Annotated in this window: 22 protein-coding genes; 16 read left to right on the top strand and 6 right to left on the bottom strand. The window is 46.8% G+C overall.

The window, feature by feature from the left end:
- Positions 1–97: 97 nt before the first annotated feature.
- Entirely contained in the window at positions 98–868 is a 771-nt protein-coding gene (locus tag F4V51_RS19040) for a FlxA-like family protein (protein ID WP_153979238.1), read from the bottom strand.
- 563 nt (positions 869–1,431) lie between these two features.
- On the opposite strand from F4V51_RS19040, the gene F4V51_RS19035 reads away from it, so the two are divergent.
- From F4V51_RS19035 to F4V51_RS19025, 3 genes are all read left to right on the top strand, one after another.
- Positions 1,432–2,469: an NAD(P)/FAD-dependent oxidoreductase gene (locus F4V51_RS19035; RefSeq protein ID WP_153979237.1), complete on the top strand. Its 1,038-nt coding sequence runs from the start codon at positions 1,432–1,434 to the stop codon at positions 2,467–2,469.
- Positions 2,470–2,659: 190 nt separating this feature from the next.
- The gene (locus F4V51_RS19030; RefSeq protein ID WP_236146594.1) at positions 2,660–3,304 is read left to right on the top strand and encodes a hypothetical protein; all 645 of its coding nucleotides are present in this window, start codon (positions 2,660–2,662) and stop codon (positions 3,302–3,304) included.
- Positions 3,305–3,840: 536 nt separating this feature from the next.
- Positions 3,841–4,317 (top strand): hypothetical protein, encoded by a 477-nt coding sequence (locus F4V51_RS19025; protein ID WP_153979236.1) that lies wholly within the window; start codon positions 3,841–3,843, stop codon positions 4,315–4,317.
- Between the two features lie 179 nt (positions 4,318–4,496).
- Here F4V51_RS19025 and F4V51_RS19020 read toward each other — a convergent pair whose 3' ends face one another.
- Positions 4,497–5,090, bottom strand: coding sequence for a thymidine kinase (locus tag F4V51_RS19020; protein WP_095290464.1), 594 nt, complete (start codon positions 5,088–5,090; stop codon positions 4,497–4,499).
- 178 nt (positions 5,091–5,268) lie between these two features.
- On the opposite strand from F4V51_RS19020, the gene F4V51_RS19015 reads away from it, so the two are divergent.
- Complete coding sequence (locus tag F4V51_RS19015; protein WP_153979235.1) at positions 5,269–5,481, top strand: hypothetical protein; 213 nt, start codon at positions 5,269–5,271, stop codon at positions 5,479–5,481.
- An 8-nt stretch (positions 5,482–5,489) separates the two neighbouring features.
- Here the strand turns inward: F4V51_RS19015 and F4V51_RS19010 are convergent, their stop codons facing one another.
- Together F4V51_RS19010 and F4V51_RS19005 are read right to left on the bottom strand one after the other, a co-directional pair.
- Positions 5,490–5,837, bottom strand: a complete 348-nt coding sequence (locus F4V51_RS19010) for a potassium channel family protein (protein ID WP_095290467.1) — start codon at positions 5,835–5,837, stop codon at positions 5,490–5,492.
- Between the two features lie 165 nt (positions 5,838–6,002).
- Complete coding sequence (locus F4V51_RS19005) at positions 6,003–6,320, bottom strand: DUF2627 domain-containing protein (protein ID WP_095290469.1); 318 nt, start codon at positions 6,318–6,320, stop codon at positions 6,003–6,005.
- A gap of 229 nt (positions 6,321–6,549) precedes the next feature.
- Between F4V51_RS19005 and lpdA the strand changes: the two genes are divergently transcribed.
- The 5 genes from lpdA (at position 6,550) to lipB (ending at position 12,432) form a co-directional block, all read left to right on the top strand.
- Positions 6,550–7,974, top strand: a complete 1,425-nt coding sequence (gene lpdA / locus F4V51_RS19000; RefSeq protein ID WP_153979234.1) for a dihydrolipoyl dehydrogenase — start codon at positions 6,550–6,552, stop codon at positions 7,972–7,974.
- Positions 7,975–8,114: 140 nt separating this feature from the next.
- A complete protein-coding gene (locus F4V51_RS18995; RefSeq protein WP_095290473.1) occupies positions 8,115–9,143 on the top strand; it encodes a thiamine pyrophosphate-dependent dehydrogenase E1 component subunit alpha in 1,029 nt (342 codons plus the stop codon).
- A 2-nt stretch (positions 9,144–9,145) separates the two neighbouring features.
- Positions 9,146–10,132, top strand: coding sequence for an alpha-ketoacid dehydrogenase subunit beta (locus F4V51_RS18990; protein WP_095290475.1), 987 nt, complete (start codon positions 9,146–9,148; stop codon positions 10,130–10,132).
- A 71-nt stretch (positions 10,133–10,203) separates the two neighbouring features.
- Positions 10,204–11,607, top strand: coding sequence for a dihydrolipoamide acetyltransferase family protein (locus tag F4V51_RS18985; protein ID WP_153979233.1), 1,404 nt, complete (start codon positions 10,204–10,206; stop codon positions 11,605–11,607).
- Positions 11,608–11,724: 117 nt separating this feature from the next.
- The gene (gene lipB, locus F4V51_RS18980) at positions 11,725–12,432 is read left to right on the top strand and encodes a lipoyl(octanoyl) transferase LipB (RefSeq protein ID WP_153979232.1); all 708 of its coding nucleotides are present in this window, start codon (positions 11,725–11,727) and stop codon (positions 12,430–12,432) included.
- Positions 12,433–12,457: 25 nt separating this feature from the next.
- On the opposite strand, the gene prli42 is transcribed toward lipB, so the two are convergent.
- Complete coding sequence (prli42, locus tag F4V51_RS18975; protein WP_095290480.1) at positions 12,458–12,559, bottom strand: stressosome-associated protein Prli42; 102 nt, start codon at positions 12,557–12,559, stop codon at positions 12,458–12,460.
- An 85-nt stretch (positions 12,560–12,644) separates the two neighbouring features.
- Here prli42 and F4V51_RS18970 point away from each other — a divergent pair, with 85 nt between their 5' ends.
- Positions 12,645–13,778, top strand: coding sequence for a M20/M25/M40 family metallo-hydrolase (locus F4V51_RS18970; protein WP_153979231.1), 1,134 nt, complete (start codon positions 12,645–12,647; stop codon positions 13,776–13,778).
- A 128-nt stretch (positions 13,779–13,906) separates the two neighbouring features.
- On the opposite strand, the gene F4V51_RS18965 is transcribed toward F4V51_RS18970, so the two are convergent.
- Positions 13,907–14,041 carry a Z-ring formation inhibitor MciZ gene (locus tag F4V51_RS18965; RefSeq protein ID WP_153979230.1) on the bottom strand — a complete coding sequence of 45 codons (135 nt, stop codon included), beginning with the start codon at positions 14,039–14,041 and terminating at the stop codon, positions 13,907–13,909.
- Between the two features lie 121 nt (positions 14,042–14,162).
- Between F4V51_RS18965 and F4V51_RS18960 the strand changes: the two genes are divergently transcribed.
- The 6 genes from F4V51_RS18960 (at position 14,163) to F4V51_RS18935 (ending at position 18,678) form a co-directional block, all read left to right on the top strand.
- Positions 14,163–14,747 carry an NUDIX hydrolase gene (locus F4V51_RS18960; RefSeq protein WP_153979229.1) on the top strand — a complete coding sequence of 195 codons (585 nt, stop codon included), beginning with the start codon at positions 14,163–14,165 and terminating at the stop codon, positions 14,745–14,747.
- Positions 14,747–15,964, top strand: coding sequence for an endonuclease Q family protein (locus F4V51_RS18955; RefSeq protein WP_236146593.1), 1,218 nt, complete (start codon positions 14,747–14,749; stop codon positions 15,962–15,964). Before F4V51_RS18960 ends, F4V51_RS18955 begins: the two co-directional genes overlap by 1 nt.
- Before the next feature lie 133 nt (positions 15,965–16,097).
- On the top strand, positions 16,098–16,727 hold the full coding sequence (gene spoIIM, locus F4V51_RS18950; RefSeq protein WP_153979228.1) for a stage II sporulation protein M: 630 nt from the start codon (positions 16,098–16,100) through the stop codon (positions 16,725–16,727).
- A gap of 108 nt (positions 16,728–16,835) precedes the next feature.
- Positions 16,836–17,303, top strand: coding sequence for a ferric iron uptake transcriptional regulator (locus tag F4V51_RS18945; RefSeq protein WP_024630961.1), 468 nt, complete (start codon positions 16,836–16,838; stop codon positions 17,301–17,303).
- A 167-nt stretch (positions 17,304–17,470) separates the two neighbouring features.
- Complete coding sequence (locus tag F4V51_RS18940) at positions 17,471–17,713, top strand: DUF4227 family protein (RefSeq protein ID WP_153979227.1); 243 nt, start codon at positions 17,471–17,473, stop codon at positions 17,711–17,713.
- Between the two features lie 74 nt (positions 17,714–17,787).
- Positions 17,788–18,678, top strand: a complete 891-nt coding sequence (locus tag F4V51_RS18935; RefSeq protein ID WP_153979226.1) for a tyrosine recombinase — start codon at positions 17,788–17,790, stop codon at positions 18,676–18,678.
- The last annotated feature ends 141 nt before the right edge of the window (positions 18,679–18,819 follow it).

Here is an 18,819-nt window from a genome sequence, read left to right as displayed (position 1 = left end):
CTTGAAAGGACCGGGAGTAGTAAAACAAAGAAGCAAATCTTAGAAATAAGAGATGCTTCTTTTTTGCATTAATATTATTATGTAAATTTTTGTTTTATTAAATTCGAATATCAATTGATTTTTGTTTAGTATCTGGACTCTGCTGAGATTCTTGAATACTGCTTTGGTCTGTATTGTCAACTTTGGTGTTACTTTGTTCATCAAGTTTAGAATCCGATACAATACCTTCATCTGGAAGAGAATTTTTTTCGTGAACTTCTTCTATAATTTCACTTATTTTGTCTTCTATTTTACTGATTTTAGCAATTTCTTTTTGTACAAATTCACGCTTTTTTTGTAAAACGGTCATTTCCGCATTTTCTAACATGACTGATTTACCAGAATCTTTATCATGCGCGGACTTTATTTCATGAGGTAAAGTATGAGTCATTCTGTCAGAACGAATTTCACCTTCCACAGAACGATTGGTATTTGTTTTTTGACTAACTAAACCTATTAGTTGACCTAATTGATTATAGCTTTGTGCCTTTTGAAGAAGTGGATCCAGAGAATCATCCTTTGTATTATTACTTGATTTGTCCTGCTTGGAAGAATCCATTTGGCTTTTCTTGTTTTTTTCTTCAATTTCTTCAGTTTTTATTTGTGAAATGTGTGCGTCTAGTTGTTGTATCGACTCTTGGAGGGACTTTATTCTCTCCTTTTTAATCTCATCGTTCATTTCATCATTTGATCTAATGTCATTTAATTGTTCATTTAGTCTACCTTTTTGCTCTAACAAATTTTGAATTTCCTTATCTCTTTTTGAAGTAGGAAGGGGTGAAACCGGGGTTACTGTAGACTTAGTGAAAATGGGACTTATAGTTGACATTTAATCGCCTCCTGATTACATATGATTACAATTAAATATCGGTTGTTAGTTGAACTATTTTTAGTTTTTTCTAATGCTAGATAACCGAGCATTTCCTAACTTCCTAAAACCAAGGTAAAACATGTTGTTTGGAACAAACTTCAGTTACACCATTTTCGCTTCAGTTTACATTTATGCAAGAGAGTTCTCATGTATTGTTGAGTTATTAAAATGATAAGGAGAGGGCCTCAACTCAAGCAAAACCAGAAGGATCAACTTCATGGAAACTGTTTTATCAATTTGTGCACGAACACGTTTCAACTTGCAAGACCAGTAAATACGTAGAACTCATCCAGATCCCATGAAGAAACTTTGCCGGTAAATTTTCATCCATTATGGGGAAACTAATATGCACGTTTAAAGCCGAATGGATTTTTGGAAATGTAAAAGATATCTATAAAAATTGTTTTGTTTTTATCCATTGTATTTCGATAAGATTCCCATTAAACTATGAATTAAGTGATAATGAGAATCGATATCAAATACTCGATGTTAGGGATCGAATTAACGGAGGTAACTTTAATATGGATCAGCAGTTGGAACTATATGATGTAACCATTATCGGCGGAGGTCCCGCCGGGATGTACTCTGCCTTTTATAGCGGTATGCGTGATATGAAAACGAAATTGATTGAAGCACGGGACAGACTCGGTGGACGCATGCTCTTTTATCCGGAGAAGATGATCTGGGACGTGGGTGGTGTAACACCGATTTTATGCGCTAATCTGATTAAGCAGTTGGAAGAACAGGCGAGAACGTTTGAACCTACGATTGTGTTTGAACAGCAAATTGAAGGGTTTGAACGTCAGCCGGACGGTACGATTATTCTGACGGCTGCTACTGGTGAGAAGCACTGGACTCGCACCGTCATTATGGCAATCGGTTATGGAATATACAAAATGGCGAAGCTGGAACTTGAGGGAGCTGACCGTTACGAGGTAACGAATCTGCACTACACAGTGCAGGAGTTGGAACCTTTCCGTGGCAAACGTGTGCTTATCTCTGGGGGAGGCGATTCTGCAGTCGACTGGGCCAATGAGCTTGAAGCTCTGGCAGAACAAGTCACGGTTGTACATCGACGCGATCACTTCGGCGGACTGGAGCGAAATGTCATTCGTATGAGAGAATCCTCGGTGGATGTTCGTACACCCTATGCAGTGAATACGCTGCACAGTGCTAGTGGCGAAGTCATTGAACAAGTGACGATATCCCACGTGGAAACAGGTCAAAGTGAACTGCTGGAAGTCGATGCAATTATCGTTAATCACGGCATGAAGAGTGACTTTGGCCCCATTCGGGACTGGGGATTGGATCTTGGAGAGTGGCACATAACCACAACAGAGAAGCTTCAAACCAATATTCCGGGTGTATTCGCTGCAGGTGACTTTGTGGATTATGGCAGCAAGCTATATCTTATTGCAGGAACTTTCACGGATGCTGCCCTGGCGGTCAACAGTGCCAAACTATACATGGATCCTGAGGCAGAAAAAGTAGCCTATGTATCTTCTCATAACAGCCGATTCAAAGAGAAAAACAAAGCTCTCGGTGTAGTAGAGGAATAAATGCCACCATTAAGTTCTAGCAGATTCTGTTGTATACAGAAGCTGCTTTTTTTTGCGTGTATGAACTCTGTGCAATTGTGCAATATAAGATGGGGAGAAATTGACAAGAGGTGTCCATTGTCTATAATATTGCCTGTAAATATATAAGTCGATTGTTGTCAAATAGATCAGAGCGGGAGCATGATAAAACATGAAGAAAACGATTCAGCGTGCAGCCAAATCGACGGCGCGATGGGTCAAGCGCTTTAAGATAAAACGAATCAAATACGCAGCCATTTATCTTGCTGTTGCCGGTGCTTTGCATCGATTACTGGTGGAGAGCAGGCGTGAGCGATCCGCAGCCAAACGGCTGCAGCAGGATCTTCCTGTCGCAGAACTGGGGCAAATGAAGCTGGAACCGGGAGATATCGTGTACACGCCAAGTTCTGAATCGACCTATTATGCAGGACATATGGGGATTATTGGGCTGGACGGCAAAGTGTATCATGTTCATCCTTATGGACCCGTGTTCGCTGATTCCCTGGAGTGGTATCTTACAAGGTTCTATGAAGGAGATCGTTTCATTGTATTTCGTTCACGTTTAAACCAGGCTGGACAGCGTGCGGCCGAGTGGGTGCATGAACACTACAAGCAGGTTAAGTTTTATCGATTGCAGACCAATTTGCGAAGCATTGAACGAAATTATTGCTCCAAATTTGTATATCAGGCCTATCAATTTACCTCGGGGCTGGATCTGTGGAGCAGAAGGTTTACCCGGTTTAATCAAGGGTATATCTATCCGTTCCGAATTGAGCGTTCACCTGCGCTGGAAGTATTGGGTACCTTTTATAAATAATGAATCAATACTGACACGGCTGTCCTTGACCCTCGATAGGGAGGATAGCTTTTGTCGGTTTTTTTTGATATGTGTACCGATTAAAGACAGGAAAAGGCTCTAAAACGTCGAATAGATTATGAGATAGACGTGCACAACTGGGAATTGTATACATAATACTGGCAGGTTCAATTTGACCGGAGAACGACGAAGAATGGCTGCAATCTAGTCTAGAGAAAGAGTGAGAGTGAGATGAAATGGCTGGGCTTCTTACACGGATTCAGACGCAAACAAAACGTAGTGAAGCTATCTGACTACACACCTAAAAAAGAAAGGAGGCACTACTGCTCCATTTGCAAGAAAAAAGTTGAATCAGTCGTTCATTACGCAGCGCCTCAGGGAAATGTTACAGGTGTATGCAGTTCTTGTAAGCTGTTGGCGGATGAACGTGGAATGTACCCCATTTAATAGGAAGAATCATGCTCAGGAAATAACATTGCTTTGATTTATGAGCATTTTTGTAGTACATTAGCAAATGTATTCGAAGGAGGATTCTAATGTACTCAGGTAGACAAGACGATACTTTATACATCATGACCTACACCTTAAACAGCGGTATCAAGGGTACGGTTCCACTGTCTAATAAGCAGATTGTTGAGTGGCTGGATTGCTACAGAAATGAGAAGCGCTTCGTGACCGAGATTGGGAAAGAGTTCTTTGGATTGAATGCAGGCCTCGTGGCCGATTTCAAAGTTCAAAATCATTTATCCGATTATCAACAGACCATCATGCCCACACAGCAGCAGGATAGTCTGGAACGCTTATCCAGTGCATATAAATCAACCGAGCTATTGATGAAAATTGATTGCAAGTGCGGTACGGCATATGTAACGGAATCTCCATATAAGCGAACCAAATGGTATTGTACGAAGTGTAAAGAGATCGTATTTCTGGACGCCAAAAAAGGAATGGTAGAAACGTCCCGCGGTGACGCATACTACATGACCAACAAATATTTTGTTTCCCGCGACTAGTGGGAGACTACGAATTAGAGCATCGCTTTGAAGCGGTGCTTTTTTGTAATGAATGTTGAACCGGGTAGAGCGAATGCGGTGGTCAAGCAAAAAAAGCCCTTCAGGGCTTTTTAAGAACAGGCAGGTCTGACTCTGAGTTCTGCTTCAGAGAACCTGCCGAATATATAATAAAAGCTGAACTAGCATTCTACTTTGTGAGGAGGAATGAAACAGCAGCGGCAGCGTGGTTCGTAGGCTTCCGAATCGCCAATCATGACAACCGGACCAAGAGTGACTGGTTCTCCGTTCACAATACGTTGAGTGAAGGCAGCATCAGGGCTTCCGCAAACCGCACAGAATGCGGAGAGCTTCTCAATGTCATCTGCCATGGCGAGCAGACCCCCAATATATCCGAATTCCTTGCCACGATAATCCATATTAAGACCATCTACAATCACGTGTTTGCCGCAATAGGCAAGCTCGGAGACGAGGTCCATGATGGCACTGCTGAAAAATTGCACTTCATCAAAAGCAACCACATCAGCATCTTTGGTCTGAGCAAGAATCATCTCCACGGATTCCGGAGTTAATTGCCGGGGGATGGAATGGGCAGGAAGACGATATCCGATTCGGCTGACAATCTCGTCCTGAGCAAACCGATCATCTTCGGCTGGTTTGTAAGCAACGACCTTTTTACGGCCAAATTGAATCAATTTCTGACAACGGCGAATGAGTTCACCGGATTTTTCACTGAACATCGGTCCAGTAATTACGGTAATACGTCCTGTTTGCACGGTGCTGCTACTCCTCTCACATACGGATTCAACAAAAAAAGCGACCATTACAGAGTACCACAAAATCTCCGGTCAGAGCTAGAACTAATCCAAGCTGCTTTGTGTTACTATATGGATTATTACACTGTTGGGAACGGCAGTTGTGAAGCTGTAGTATTGGAAAAGAGGTGTTTTACAAGTGAGTGGAGCAATAAATGAAATGCAGCAGCGGTATGAGGAATTAAAGGGACAAGCTGTCCTTCATGAAGGCACAGAGGCACTGATTGCCGATCTGTTTGCGGAAATAGAGCGGCTGCAGGCCAGCAATTTAACCCTGCGCAGAACCATTCTGAAGTCTTCTTCCAAAGAATCCCGCATGTCAACGAAGCTGAGGGATGCATTATACGAATAACCCGGAGATTACTCCGGGTTCTCTTCTGTCTGCAATTTGCGAGGAAATAGAATACCTGCTGTAATTCTGGCAATCATGGCAAAGGTAAGGCCAATGCCGGCATACATGTAGATTACGGTAAATGCTTTGCTGAATCCGGTGGTAGGCACAAATTCAGGATGCCCCACCGTCGTCAAAGTCACGGCGCAGAAATAAAGCGCATCGATCCAGTGCAGCCCTTCAACACGGGTATAGAACAAGGTTCCTGACAGCAGTGTTGCTGCAGTCAAGATAAAAAGTGCGAGAAACTTGGGGTCCTTGAACGCGTGGAAAATGCCCTTGAGTAATCTTTTCAGCGTCATGAGAAACGATATCATGTTAAACCATCCTGTCTTTTTTGAAGTCGATCATTCACATCATTTTCTTCTAGTAACGTGTGGGAAGATGCAGAGATATCCATGAGAAATCCATGTGAATAAATAAGCATTATACCCGATCCAGATTGAATGATAAAGCTAGGGAGAACAGCAAAAAGCCCGGACTTAGGAAAGCTTGCCGGGTGTCTCTGCCTGTTCGGTTGTGTTTTTGGAACGGAAACGGGGACCCACATAATTGCGTTTACGGTCACGGAACAAAATCCAGCCCCCCAAGAAACTCATGCCTGCAGCAAACAGGAGAAGCCCGCCTCCAAAGGAAAGCCACTGGAATCCTGGTGAGATCTGATCATTCCCGTGCTCAGCATAATATAGGAAAAGGGCGTCTTTCATCATCAAAAAACCTTTCATGGCCATTAGTCCAGGAATAACCAGGACCAAAATCGCCAAAAACCGTGCAAAGACCAGTCTAGTATTCATCACCATTTAACCCCTTCTGCCAAATGTCGACGTAAAATAAAGGTTGCGCTTACAGGTCATGCCTGATTCCATCATAGCTTGGTTTGTGCACGCTGTCCATGTGTTAGGACAAACTTTGAGTTGACTGCCCAAGGGGAGTACAATGAAATATAGTAAAGTTCTGCAAAAGGCTTTTCATCATCATCAACATCGTTCCATTCATAACTAATCATATTGATAGAGGAGAACATAAAAGATGCCAATTACATGTGATGTTGCCATTCTCGGAGGAGGGACCGGAGGTTACGTTGCCGCAATTCGTGCTGCCCAGTTGGGTAAACAGGTTGTCATTATTGAGAAGGACAAGCTTGGGGGTACCTGCTTGCATCGCGGGTGTATTCCTAGCAAGTCGCTATTGAGAAGTGCCGAAGTGTACGCTGAGATTCAAGAGAGCGAATCGTACGGAATCGAAACAGCAGGAGCAACGCTGGTATTTCCCAAGGTACAGGCGCGCAAGGACGCCATTGTGGAGCAGCTGCATCAAGGTGTTCAATATTTGATGAAAAAAAATAAGATCCAGGTTGTATATGCCAAAGGCCGTGTAATCGGACCGTCCATATTCTCACCTCAGAGCGGAGCGGTAGCTGTGGAGTTTGAAGATGGGGAGATGGATACGGTTGTGCCAACCAATCTCATCATTGCTACCGGGTCACGTCCGCGCGTACTTCCGGGCCTGGAGCCGGATGGCCGGTATATCATGAGCAGTGACGAAGCTCTGCGGATGGATGAATTGCCAACATCACTCATCATCGTGGGTGGTGGCGTGATTGGACTGGAATGGGCATCCATGCTGAATGACTTCGGGGTGGACATTACGGTTGTCGAGGCTGCCGATCATGTATTACCCGCAGAAGACGAAGACGTGGCAAGGGAGATGCAGCGGCTGCTTGGCAAACGCGGAGTACGCTTCCTGACAAAGGCTAAAATCATGCCAGAATCATATGAGGCTGGTCAAGAAGGCGTTCGAATTAATGTTCAGATGAATAACGATCAGCAGGAGACGCTCAGTGCGGACAAAATGCTGATATCAGTGGGGCGGCAGGCTAATGTCGAAAATATTGGACTCGAAAACACCGATATCAAATTGGACCGCGGATTCATCGCAGTAAACAAGCATCTACAGACTGGTGAAGGACATATCTATGCGATCGGGGATTGCATTGGTGGATTACAGCTTGCACACGCTGCGAGTCATGAAGGCATTCTGGCCGTGAATCACCTCGCAGGTGAATCGGTTCATGCCGTCGAATCCCACCGTATTCCCCGGTGTGTGTACACTCGTCCTGAAGCAGCAAGCATTGGTTTCACGGAGCGTGAAGCGAAAGAGCGTGGTTTCGATGTCAAAACCGGCAAGTTTCCGTTTCAGGCGATTGGCAAATCACTCGTTCATGGAAACCGGGACGGTTTTGTGAAGGTAATCGCCGATGCCAAGACGAATGATATATTGGGTGTACATATGATTGGTACCCATGTAACGGAACTGATCGCTGAGGCTTCACTGGCACAAATGCTGGATGCGACGCCATGGGAAGTGGGACAGACGATCCATCCGCATCCTTCATTGTCCGAAATTATGGGCGAAGCCATGCTGGCCGTAGACGGAAAAGCCATTGGAATGTAGGTCTGGACAGACTTATGAGAAAGGTTCTTTCCTTTTTTGGGCAAAAGGGATTATAATAAGGTTAAGCCAAGTCTTAGTACCAGGTTATAAGATCGGGTTGTAAGACGGGCACAGGCTCTGATTAAAAGGAGGTACCTCATATGAGTTCACAAGGTACTGCAGATGCGGTCCACCGGCATGAACAGCTGGGACTTAGCGATGGAGAAGTATTGGACATGTACAAATACATGCTGCTTGCACGCAAGTTCGATGAACGTTGCTTGCTCTTGCAGCGGGCCGGCAAAATTAACTTTCACGTATCCGGTGTAGGTCAGGAAGCTGCACAAGTGGGTGCTGCTTTTGGACTGGACCGGGATCACGATTATTACTTACCTTATTACCGCGATTACGGCTTTGTATTGGCGGTAGGCATGACGCCTCGCGAGCTGATGCTCTCTGCTTTTGCCAAGGCGGAAGATCCGAATAGCGGCGGCCGTCAGATGCCGGGGCATTTTGGTCATAAAAAGCTGCGAATTGTTACGGGCTCAAGCCCGGTTACTACTCAAGTACCGCATGCCGTAGGTTTTGCACTGGCAGCAAAAATGCAGAAAAAAGAATTTGTTTCTTTTGTTACGTTTGGTGAAGGCTCAAGCAACCAGGGAGACTTCCACGAAGGGGCTAACTTCGCTGGAGTTCACAAGCTGCCTGTCATTATTATGTGTGAGAATAACCAGTACGCCATCTCGGTTCCGGTCCATAAGCAGCTTAGCGGCAAGATATCGGATCGTGCACTGGGATACGGCTTCCCTGGACTACGGGTTGATGGCAATGATGCGCTCGAAGTATATGCTGCCGTCAAAGAAGCGCGCCGCCGTGCAATTGCCGGTGAAGGCCCTACCCTGATTGAAGCCATGATGTACCGTTTGTCTCCTCACTCCACTTCCGACAATGATCTGGCTTACCGGACCAAGGAAGAGGTTGATGAGAATTGGAAGAAGGACGGCGTTCTTCGGATGAAAAATTATTTGATTGATTGCGGCATCTGGGACGAAGCCCGGGATGCGGATCTGGCTTCCCAGCTCGCGCTGGAAATGAAAGAAGCGACTGAATATGCAGACAACGCGCCATATCCGAAACCTGAGGACACTCTGACGCACGTTTATGCGGACAGCGAAGAAGGGGGACGGTAATCATGGCGGTTATGGAATATATAGATGCGATCCGTCTTGCGATGAAAGAAGAGATGGAGCGAGACGAGAATGTCTTTGTACTGGGTGAAGACGTCGGTGTCAAAGGCGGCGTGTTTACCACAACCAAAGGCTTGCAAGAGCAATTCGGCGAGATGCGTGTGATGGATACACCTTTGTCCGAATCGGCCATTGCAGGAGTAGCCATTGGGGCGGCTATGTATGGCATGAAGCCCATTGCGGAGATGCAATATTCAGACTTTATGCTGCCGGCAACCAATCAGATCATTAGTGAAGCGGCCAAAATCCGTTATCGTTCCAACAATGACTGGAGCTGTCCGATTGTTATTCGTGCGCCGATTGGAGGAGGGATTTTCGGAGGATTGTATCATTCACAATGTCCGGAATCCATTTTCTTCGGTACACCTGGTTTGAAAATCATCGCTCCTTACTCGGCATACGACGCCAAAGGTTTGCTCAAAGCTGCCGTCCGTGACCCGGATCCGGTATTGTTCTTTGAAAATAAGAAGTGTTACAAGCTGATTAAAGAAGATGTACCAGAGGATGATTACATCGTTCCGATCGGCAAAGCAAATGTGCTTCGTGAAGGTGCGGATATTACGGTTATCGGGTACAGCCAGCCGCTGCATTTTGTAATGCAGGCAGCGGAAGAACTGGAGCGTGAAGAAGGGATTACTTCCCACGTTCTGGATCTGCGTACACTGCAGCCGCTTGACCGTGAAGCGATCATCGCTTCGGCTCGTCAGACAGGTAAGGTGCTTATTGTTCACGAGGACAACAAAACAGGTGGTGTTGGTGCCGAAGTTGCGGCTATTATCAGCGAAGAGTGCCTGTTCGATCTGGATGCACCTATTCAGCGTCTTTGCGGACCGGACGTACCGGCAATGCCAATCAGCCCTACACTGGAGAAATTCTACATGCTTAGCAAGGATAAAGCGAAGGAAGCCATGCGCACCCTTGCGGAGTATTAATTCGGTTGAATATAAGTTTCGACAACCTATTCGAAAAAAGGTTAAAAGCAAAGTTTGGAGTGATATAACAAATGGCTGAACGTATGAAATGGATCGAGGTCATTATGCCGCAGCTGGCAGAATCGCTGGTCTCGGCTACCATTGGAAAATGGTTAAAAAAACCGGGCGACCGGGTTGAACAATACGAGCCAATCTGTGAAGTAATTACCGATAAGGTCAATGCAGAGATTCCATCGACAGTTGATGGAATCATGGGCGACCTTCTGGTGGAAGAAGGTACGACGATTGCTGTTGGTGAAGCCATCTGCCGTATGCAGGTAGCAGCTGCGGATGATGAACAAGTTGCAGAGCAAGTGACACAAGTATCCCAGCAGAACAATGCACAGCAAGGATCAGTAACTCCAGCAGGTCATGATGCCAATCAGCCTATGCGTAATCGCTACTCTCCTGCGGTACAGTCACTTGCAGCAGAGCATGGTCTTAACTTGCAGGCCATTCAAGGCACAGGAGCAGGCGGACGCATCACACGCAAGGATGTGCTTGCTGTAATCGCTCAAGGTGGCCAAACAAGTATACCGTCAGCACAATCTTCCTCTGAAGCTAGTCCATCTGCTTCACCGTTTAGCGGTTTGAACAAAAGCGGTGCAGAAACGGGAATCTCCGCAAGAGAAGCGGTTTCTGCGGCGGATGCAGGCGTTCCCGTGAGACATTCAGGGATTCATTTGACGGAATCTCCGAAAATCCCGCAGATTGAAGTAGAAGGTGGCGGCCAGGGAAGATCGGAATATTTTATCGATGTTACTCCTGTGCGTAATGCCATTGCCCGAAACATGCGTCAAAGCGTGTCGGAAATTCCTCACGCATGGACCATGATTGAAGTGGATGTTACCAACCTTGTTATGCTGCGCAATAAGCTCAAGGATGAGTTCAAGCGTAAAGAAGGTATTAATCTGACATACCTTTCCTTCATGATGAAGGGTGTTGTAAATGCGATTAAGGATTACCCGATCATGAACTCGGTTTGGGCTGTTGACAAAATTATCGTTAAACGGGATATTAACTTGTCCATGGCGGTAGGTACAGAAGACTCTGTACTAACACCTGTGATCAAACATGCGGATCAGCGTAATATCGCAGGTTTGGCCCGGGAAATCGATGATTTGGCACGTAAAACCCGTGAAGGTACTCTGAAGCTGGATCATATGCAAGGTGGTACGTTTACAGTCAATAATACCGGTTCGTTTGGTTCAATTCTTTCGCAACCGATTATTAACTATCCACAAGCGGCAATTCTCACGTTTGAATCGATCGTGAAGAAGCCTGTAGTCATTAATGACATGATTGCTGTTCGTTCAATGGCCAACCTGTGTCTGTCTCTGGATCATCGGATACTGGATGGCGTCATCTGCGGCCGGTTCTTACAGCGGGTCAAGGAAAACCTTGAAGGTTATAATATGGAAACAAAAGTGTATTAATGAAATAGAGTTGTCAAGGGAAAGTGTATGTGCCACAGGCCGTGCACTTTTCCCGCTGTCTGCGGTTAAACGATCAAATATGGTTTGGACAATGAAGCGGAAGGGTGTGGGGAAATCATGAACAAGCCGCTGGATGTGACATACATACCGATGCTTGATTATGAACAGGCTTGGAACCGCCAAAAAGCAATTGTACAGCAGCTGGACGAAGGTGAGGGAATCGAGCAGATGCTTCTGCTGCAGCATCCTCCCACATATACAATCGGATCTCAAAATCACCCGGAGCATCTGCTTCTCAGCAAGGAGGAGCTCGAGGCAAAGGGGATTACCTTGTTTCAAATTGATCGTGGCGGTGATATTACATATCATGGTCCAGGTCAGCTTGTTGGTTATCCGCTGTTCGTTCTCGGCCGTGATGAAGCTCTTGATTTACATGGATATTTGCGCAATCTGGAGCAGGTCATCATTGATTACCTGGCAGATGAGGGTATTGAGGCTGGCCGGAAAGAAGCATACACCGGAGTATGGATCGGGGATATGAAGATCGCTGCCATCGGGGTAAAGTTTAACCGTTGTAAACATCGGCGAGGATTCGTGACGAGTCATGGTTTTGCTTTTAATATTACTTCAGGTATTCAGGATGAAGGGTTTCAAGGGATTATCCCTTGTGGCATAGAGCAGTACGGCGTGACCTCTCTCGAGGACATCACCGGCAGAACCTACACCGTGGAGCACGTTGCCCAGCAGATTGTCCCATATTTCGGACGTATTTTTCCATATGAGATGACTTGGAGAAACGAAAAAGAAGCCATTGTCCGTCTCTAGTTCAGACAGTCAAGGGCTTCAGATTCTATCCAAATAGTAGGGGTTCAAGAGCGATGAAAAGGGTAGACCCGATCATGGCAATCAGCATGAGATAGATCACGATTTTGAACCATTTCTTTTTTTGCATGAAGAGAGAACTCCTTTCAACAAATGAAAAATAAACAAGCATATTAATTGTATTGTACCGTATCCATGAGAGGGAGGAAAGTCCTATGATTAAACAGGAACGTGTCATACATCAGTTTATGGAACTGGTGCAGATCGACAGTGAAACGAAGAATGAACATAACATCTCCAACGTATTGAAGGAACAGTTTACCCAGCTGGGTCTCAGCATATATGAGGACGATACCTTGGAGAAAACCGGGCATGGAGCAGGTAACCTGATTGTTACCTGGGAAGCGGATGGTGCACCGGAGGCAGCGCCGATCTTTTTTACCTGCCACATGGATACCGTAACTCCTGGACAGGGAATCAAACCCGAGCTAGGAGAAGACGGTTGGATTCGAAGCGATGGAACAACGATCCTTGGAGCAGACGACAAGGCAGGTATTGCTGCTCTGCTTGAAGCGATTCGGGCGATTCAGGAGAACAAGGTTCCACACGGGAAAATTCAGTTCGTCATTACCGTTGGCGAAGAATCCGGTCTCGTCGGTGCCCGTGCAATGGATCCAAAAGATATTGAGGCTGAATTCGGTTATGCACTTGATTCCAATGGTGCAGTGGGAACGATATGTGTGGCTGCCCCGGCGAGAGCCGAGATTCAGATGAACATTTATGGGAAGTCGGCACATGCAGGTGTGAACCCCGAAGATGGCATCAGTGCCATCCAAGTGGCGGCGAAGGCCATTGCAGCAATGACACTGGGACGGATCGATGATGAGACTACGGCCAATATTGGCAAGTTTCAAGGCGGATCTGCACTGAATGTTGTATGTGATTTTGTACAGATTGAAGCGGAAGCACGCAGTATTGTGCAGGAAAAAGTGGAAAAGCAAATTGCTCAGATGCGTGAAGCTTTAGAAACAACCTGCCGCAAATATGGTGCCACAGCCGAATTCCGAAGCGAGATTTTGTATCCTGCCTTCGGGTTCCACGATGAGCATGAGGTTGTGCAGCTTGCGCAGCGTGCGATTCGCAGCCTGGGTCTGGAAACAAGTACGTTTGCTTCAGGTGGTGGCAGTGATGCCAACATCTTCAATGGCTTCAACATTCCGACCGTCAATCTGGCGGTAGGTTATGAGGATATTCATACGACGAAAGAGCGCATTCGTGCGGAAGATATCGTTAAACTGTCCCAGGTTGTCGTAGCCATCATTCAGGAGACGGCTTCTGGCAGCAAGTAAGCATATATAGAGGTGTTACTTGGAAGGAAGCGCCTCTCTACGTAAAAGTCCGAAACCGGTTAGCATCGGATTCGGACTTTTTGCGAATTCATGTTATATTTTATGGGAGAAATGAAAGTCAACAAGGATTACTTTCGTCCCGCTATCAGTTCACTCAGCTTGGCATCAGGGCCCCATTCACGCATCCATTGCTTGAGTATAAGCTGGACTTGCCTTGCTTGTCCGACCACATGTACTGATTGAGATGTCACATAACTGTTCATTGGATATCCCCCTGATTTGTTTTTTTATTTCTCGAAAGGCTATAGGCTCACGATATGCCAAAAAACGGGGGATTATACGTATTGTGAATATAAAATCTTGAAAAAGTGGAGTTGATCCTATATGAATCCTACCAACCAAACGGGTACTAACCACCCGTCTAATCCCAAGCTCGATGAAGTAACAGTCTCGACGAAGCCAATCTTTGAAGGAAAAGTCATTTCTCTTCAGGTCGATACGGTCAAGCTGCCTAATGGTCAGACAGCTTCACGTGAGATCATCCGTCACCCTGGTGCGGTAGCAGTACTTGCTTTGAACGGGGATCGCATGCTGGTGGTTGATCAGTATCGTCAGGCGATGGGGCGTACCGAGGTGGAAATACCTGCAGGCAAACTTGATCCGGGAGAAGAGCCGGAGGTTGCGGCCGCTCGTGAATTACGGGAAGAAACCGGCTACGCAGCCAAGTCGCTCCGTCATCTGCGTTCATTCTATACATCACCCGGTTTCGCAGACGAGATCATTCACTTGTACATTGCCGAGGAGCTCGAAGCCGGAGACATGGCACTGGATGAAGATGAATTTCTCGAAGTATCCGAAATCACGCTTGAGGAAGCGTATCAGCTGATGGATCAGAACCGGATCAGTGATGCCAAAACGATGATGGCTGTGTACGCTTGGGATCTGTACAAAACGACAGGGCGGTTTTAATGATGCCAGATCAGCAGACAACGTCTAACACGTGGGATTCCTGTTACGCAGACCTGCATATCCACATTGGGCGTACGTCCCGCGGTGAAGCTGTTAAAATTAGTGGCAGCCGGGATCTGACCTTCGAGAATATTGCCCGTGAAGCGTCAGAGCGCAAGGGAATTCATCTGCTCGGCGTCATAGACTGCCATTCACCAGTGGTACAGATGGATATCGAGCAGCTGCTTGAGAGTGGTACGATGTCGGAGCTGAAGGATGGGGGCATTGCCTACCAGGACACCACGATTCTGCTCGGTACCGAAATCGAGCTGCGCGAACCGGAGATGCGGGAATATCACATGCTGGCCTACTTTCGTGATCTGACAACGATGAAGTCATTCACGGAGTGGATGCAGCGTTATATGAAAAATGTGAATCTCAGTTCACAACGGGTATATGTCTCATCCCTCGAAATGCAGGACGAGATAAAAGCCCGTGGCGGGCTCATCGTGCCCGCACATGCCTTTACACCTCACAAAGGCATCTATGGCAGCACGGCTCCGCGTATGGCGGATGTACTGGATACAAGCCTGATTGATGCGGTGGAGCTGGGATTAAGCTCAGACTCATCGATGGCCAGCTACATTCAGGAGCTTGACCAGCTCCCTTTTCTAACCAATTCGGATGCACACTCCCTTGGTAAAATTGGACGTGAGTATAATGAGCTGCAGATTGCCCATCCTTCATTTGATGAATTCAGCATGGCATTGAAGGGGCAGGCTGGAAGAAGTATCAAGGCCAATTACGGCTTGAACCCGAGGCTTGGCAAATATCACCGCACGTATTGCGCAGCCTGTGGCAGCATCATGGATGAACAAGCGATGTCAGCAGACCGCTGTCCCTATTGCGGCAGTATGAAGCTGGTGCAGGGCGTTCTGGATCGTATACTGGCCATAGCAGATCGGGAGAGCCCTCACGTACCAGAATTCAGGCCACCGTACCACTATCAGGTACCGCTTGAGTTTATCCCGGGACTGGGCAAGGCGAAGCTGCGTCAGCTTCTGGAACACTTTGGCACCGAAATGAATGTCCTTCATCGGACAAGCGAAGAGGAGCTTGCGAGTGTTGTGGGACCCGTTCTGGCCAGTCTTATCGTTGCTGCTCGAAATGGTCGACTGGAGTTGTCATCCGGAGGCGGGGGAACCTATGGCAAGGTCTCTGGTAAAGAAACGGACTAAGGCAGGCAGGAGGGAAGGATAGGGCGTGTATCGGGACAAGGAGTCATACCCACGTATTTCGGTTCATAGAATGACTGTGTGGATTTCTTAGAGATCCTGCAGCATGATAACCGGAAAGGGGACACGTTCCTGTATGCGTTCTTCCTACTTCACGATCAAAGGTCAAACCTCGTTATATGTATTTGTAGCTGTCTTGTTTCTGGTCGGTGTCATTTTTGGCGCCTTGATGGTGAATGCCCTGTCACTTGAACAGCGTCAGGATCTGGAGGGTTATCTGGGCAATTTTTTCATGACAGTCCAGCACAGCGGGCAGATTGTCGAGTCCGGAACCTATTGGGATATAGCGATACTTCATCTGAAATGGGTTGGCCTTATCTGGATACTGGGCCTGTCCGTCATCGGATTGCCGGGGATATTGGTTTTGGATTTTCTAAAAGGAGTGCTGATAGGATTTACCGTTGGATATCTCGTCGGACAGTATTCCTGGAAAGGGCTGCTGTTTGCCCTGGTATCCGTCGCGCCGCATAATTTGTTCGTCATTCCGGTATTGCTGATCTGCAGTGTGTCGGCCATGACCTTTTCCTTATATATCATTCGGAATCGTGTACTCATGCAGCGGGCGCCGGGTGGACAAAGGCCGTTTGCTTCTTATGTGCTGTTAACGCTGGTTATGGCTGGACTGCTGTTAGGCGTCGCGTCTTTTGAAACATGGGTAACACCCGCGATGATGCGCTGGGTAACGCCAATGCTGCTCCCGGCGTAGCGCCGCAACGGACAGTGTAAAATGTTGACTTTAATTACGCACTCCCCCTATAATGAAAGAAGTGGGTTAAGTTGCAGTGTGCAGTGATTTCCTAGGGGGAGGGAGAAAATGGAAGCACGGATCGATAAAATTAAGCAGCAACTACAGTCCCAAGGTTATAAATTAACGCCCCAGCGGGAAGCCACCGTAAGAGTACTTCTTGAGAATGAAGAAGATCATCTGAGTGCGGAAGACGTATTCATGCTCGTTAAAGAAAAAGCTCCCGAAATCGGTCTGGCAACCGTGTACCGTACCCTCGAACTGCTGAGTGAGCTGCATGTTGTAGAGAAAATCAACTTCGGCGACGGTGTAGCGCGTTATGATCTGCGCGGAGATACATCCAAGCATCACCATCATCACTTAATTTGCGTTCAATGCGGAAGTATGGATGAAATACGTGAAGACTGGCTTGGACCGCTTGAAGAGCGTCTGGAGCGGGAATTTAACTTTTCGGTAGTAGATCACCGACTGGATTTTCATGGGATTTGTTATCGTTGCAAAGCTAAAAATGACCAGAAGCCCAAAGATGAAGAATAACATAGCATATCTTCAAGCTCTCACCGGCGGTTTTGACGGGAGAGCTTTTTTGGTCCAGTACATGATGTAAGGTTATCTCTGATGGCATCTCAAATGTCATATTCCTGTGTTTGTCGTCATACCCTGATTCTAGATGAATTGGATTCAAACCAGGAGGGGGACAACCCATGATTATTTCACTGCGCCGAGGGCTTCGTTTTATACGATTTATTATAGTTTTTGCAGGATTGGTTTATCTGTTCTATCATGTTCTGGATTTGTTCAACGGCTGGATCTCACCTGTGGATCAGTATCAGATGCCTACAGGAAATGCAGTCAAAGTCTTTCAGGAGACGGATTGGCCAGGCAATGGAGAAGCACGTCTTACGCTGGCGGAGAGACTCCGTTTGTTTTATTGGTATGGAGAGTAGTCCGGACAGCCAGGGATGCAAATACGGAAGCAGGTTGCCAGTTCGGCAATGCTGTCAGATGAGGAGCGTTGTACATGAGACAGACGATACACCCCTATGCCTTATACTTGGAAGAAGATAAAGGGATGTCAAGCAGTACGCTGGAGTCGTATCTTCGAGACGTGGACAAGTTCATCGAATTTGCAGATAAGGAATACGGTATTCGTGAGGCAGGGCAGGTGCGTCGTACTCATGTTATTTTGTTTATCGGCAAACTGAAGCAGGCGGGGCGTGCCAATGCGACTATTGCTCGCAGCGTGGTATCCTTGCGTTCCTATTTTCATTTTTTGATGCGCCGTGGCGAGATTCTGCAGGATCCAACGTTTGATGTCGAGGCTCCGAAAGCGGATAAAACCCCGCCACAGGTATTAACGGTGGATGAAATTGAACTCCTTCTGGCCTCGCCCGATACTCGCTCTGCCCAAGGGGTGCGTGATCGTGCCATGCTTGAGCTTTTGTATGCTACCGGTATTCGCGTCTCGGAATTGATCGCACTGGATATACGGGATGTTCAACCTGGCATGCGGTTTATTCGCTGCGGAGGTGCAGGCAAAGAACGAATTCTGCCGATTGGCGCACCGGCAGCACACTGGGCAAGTGTGTATGTTAACGATTTTCGTAACCACCTGCTCAAAACAGACTCGGACGAGCAGGCCCTGTTCGTCAACGTGTCCGGAAGACGTTTAACCCGCCAGGGCTTCTGGAAGCTGCTCAAGAAAGCGGCGATGGATGCGGGGATTTCAGGAGAGATTACGCCGCACACGCTGCGCCATTCCTTTGCGGCCCACCTGATTGCAAGCGGGGCAGATACTCGTGCCGTGCAGGACATGCTGGGTCATGTGGAGCAGGCAGGACAACAATATGGGAATCATGGCCGCAAAACGATGAAGGAGATCTATGAAACGCATCATCCGCGAGCAAAATAATGGGCTTTAACGCTAAAAGTTCAATAATAGATGCGGAACATATCGCTGATTTAGGATAAAATAAACTGTACACATTTAAACGCCGTTATACATAAGCGAGCGCGTCGTCAGAAGGAATATACCTGAACGATGCAGCTAGCT

Origin of the sequence: Paenibacillus xylanilyticus (assembly GCF_009664365.1) — a bacterium.
In the GTDB taxonomy this organism is placed as follows: domain Bacteria; phylum Bacillota; class Bacilli; order Paenibacillales; family Paenibacillaceae; genus Paenibacillus; species Paenibacillus xylanilyticus_A.
The sequence above is the reverse complement of the archived record's forward strand: the minus strand, read 5'-3'. Positions and strand labels throughout refer to the sequence as shown.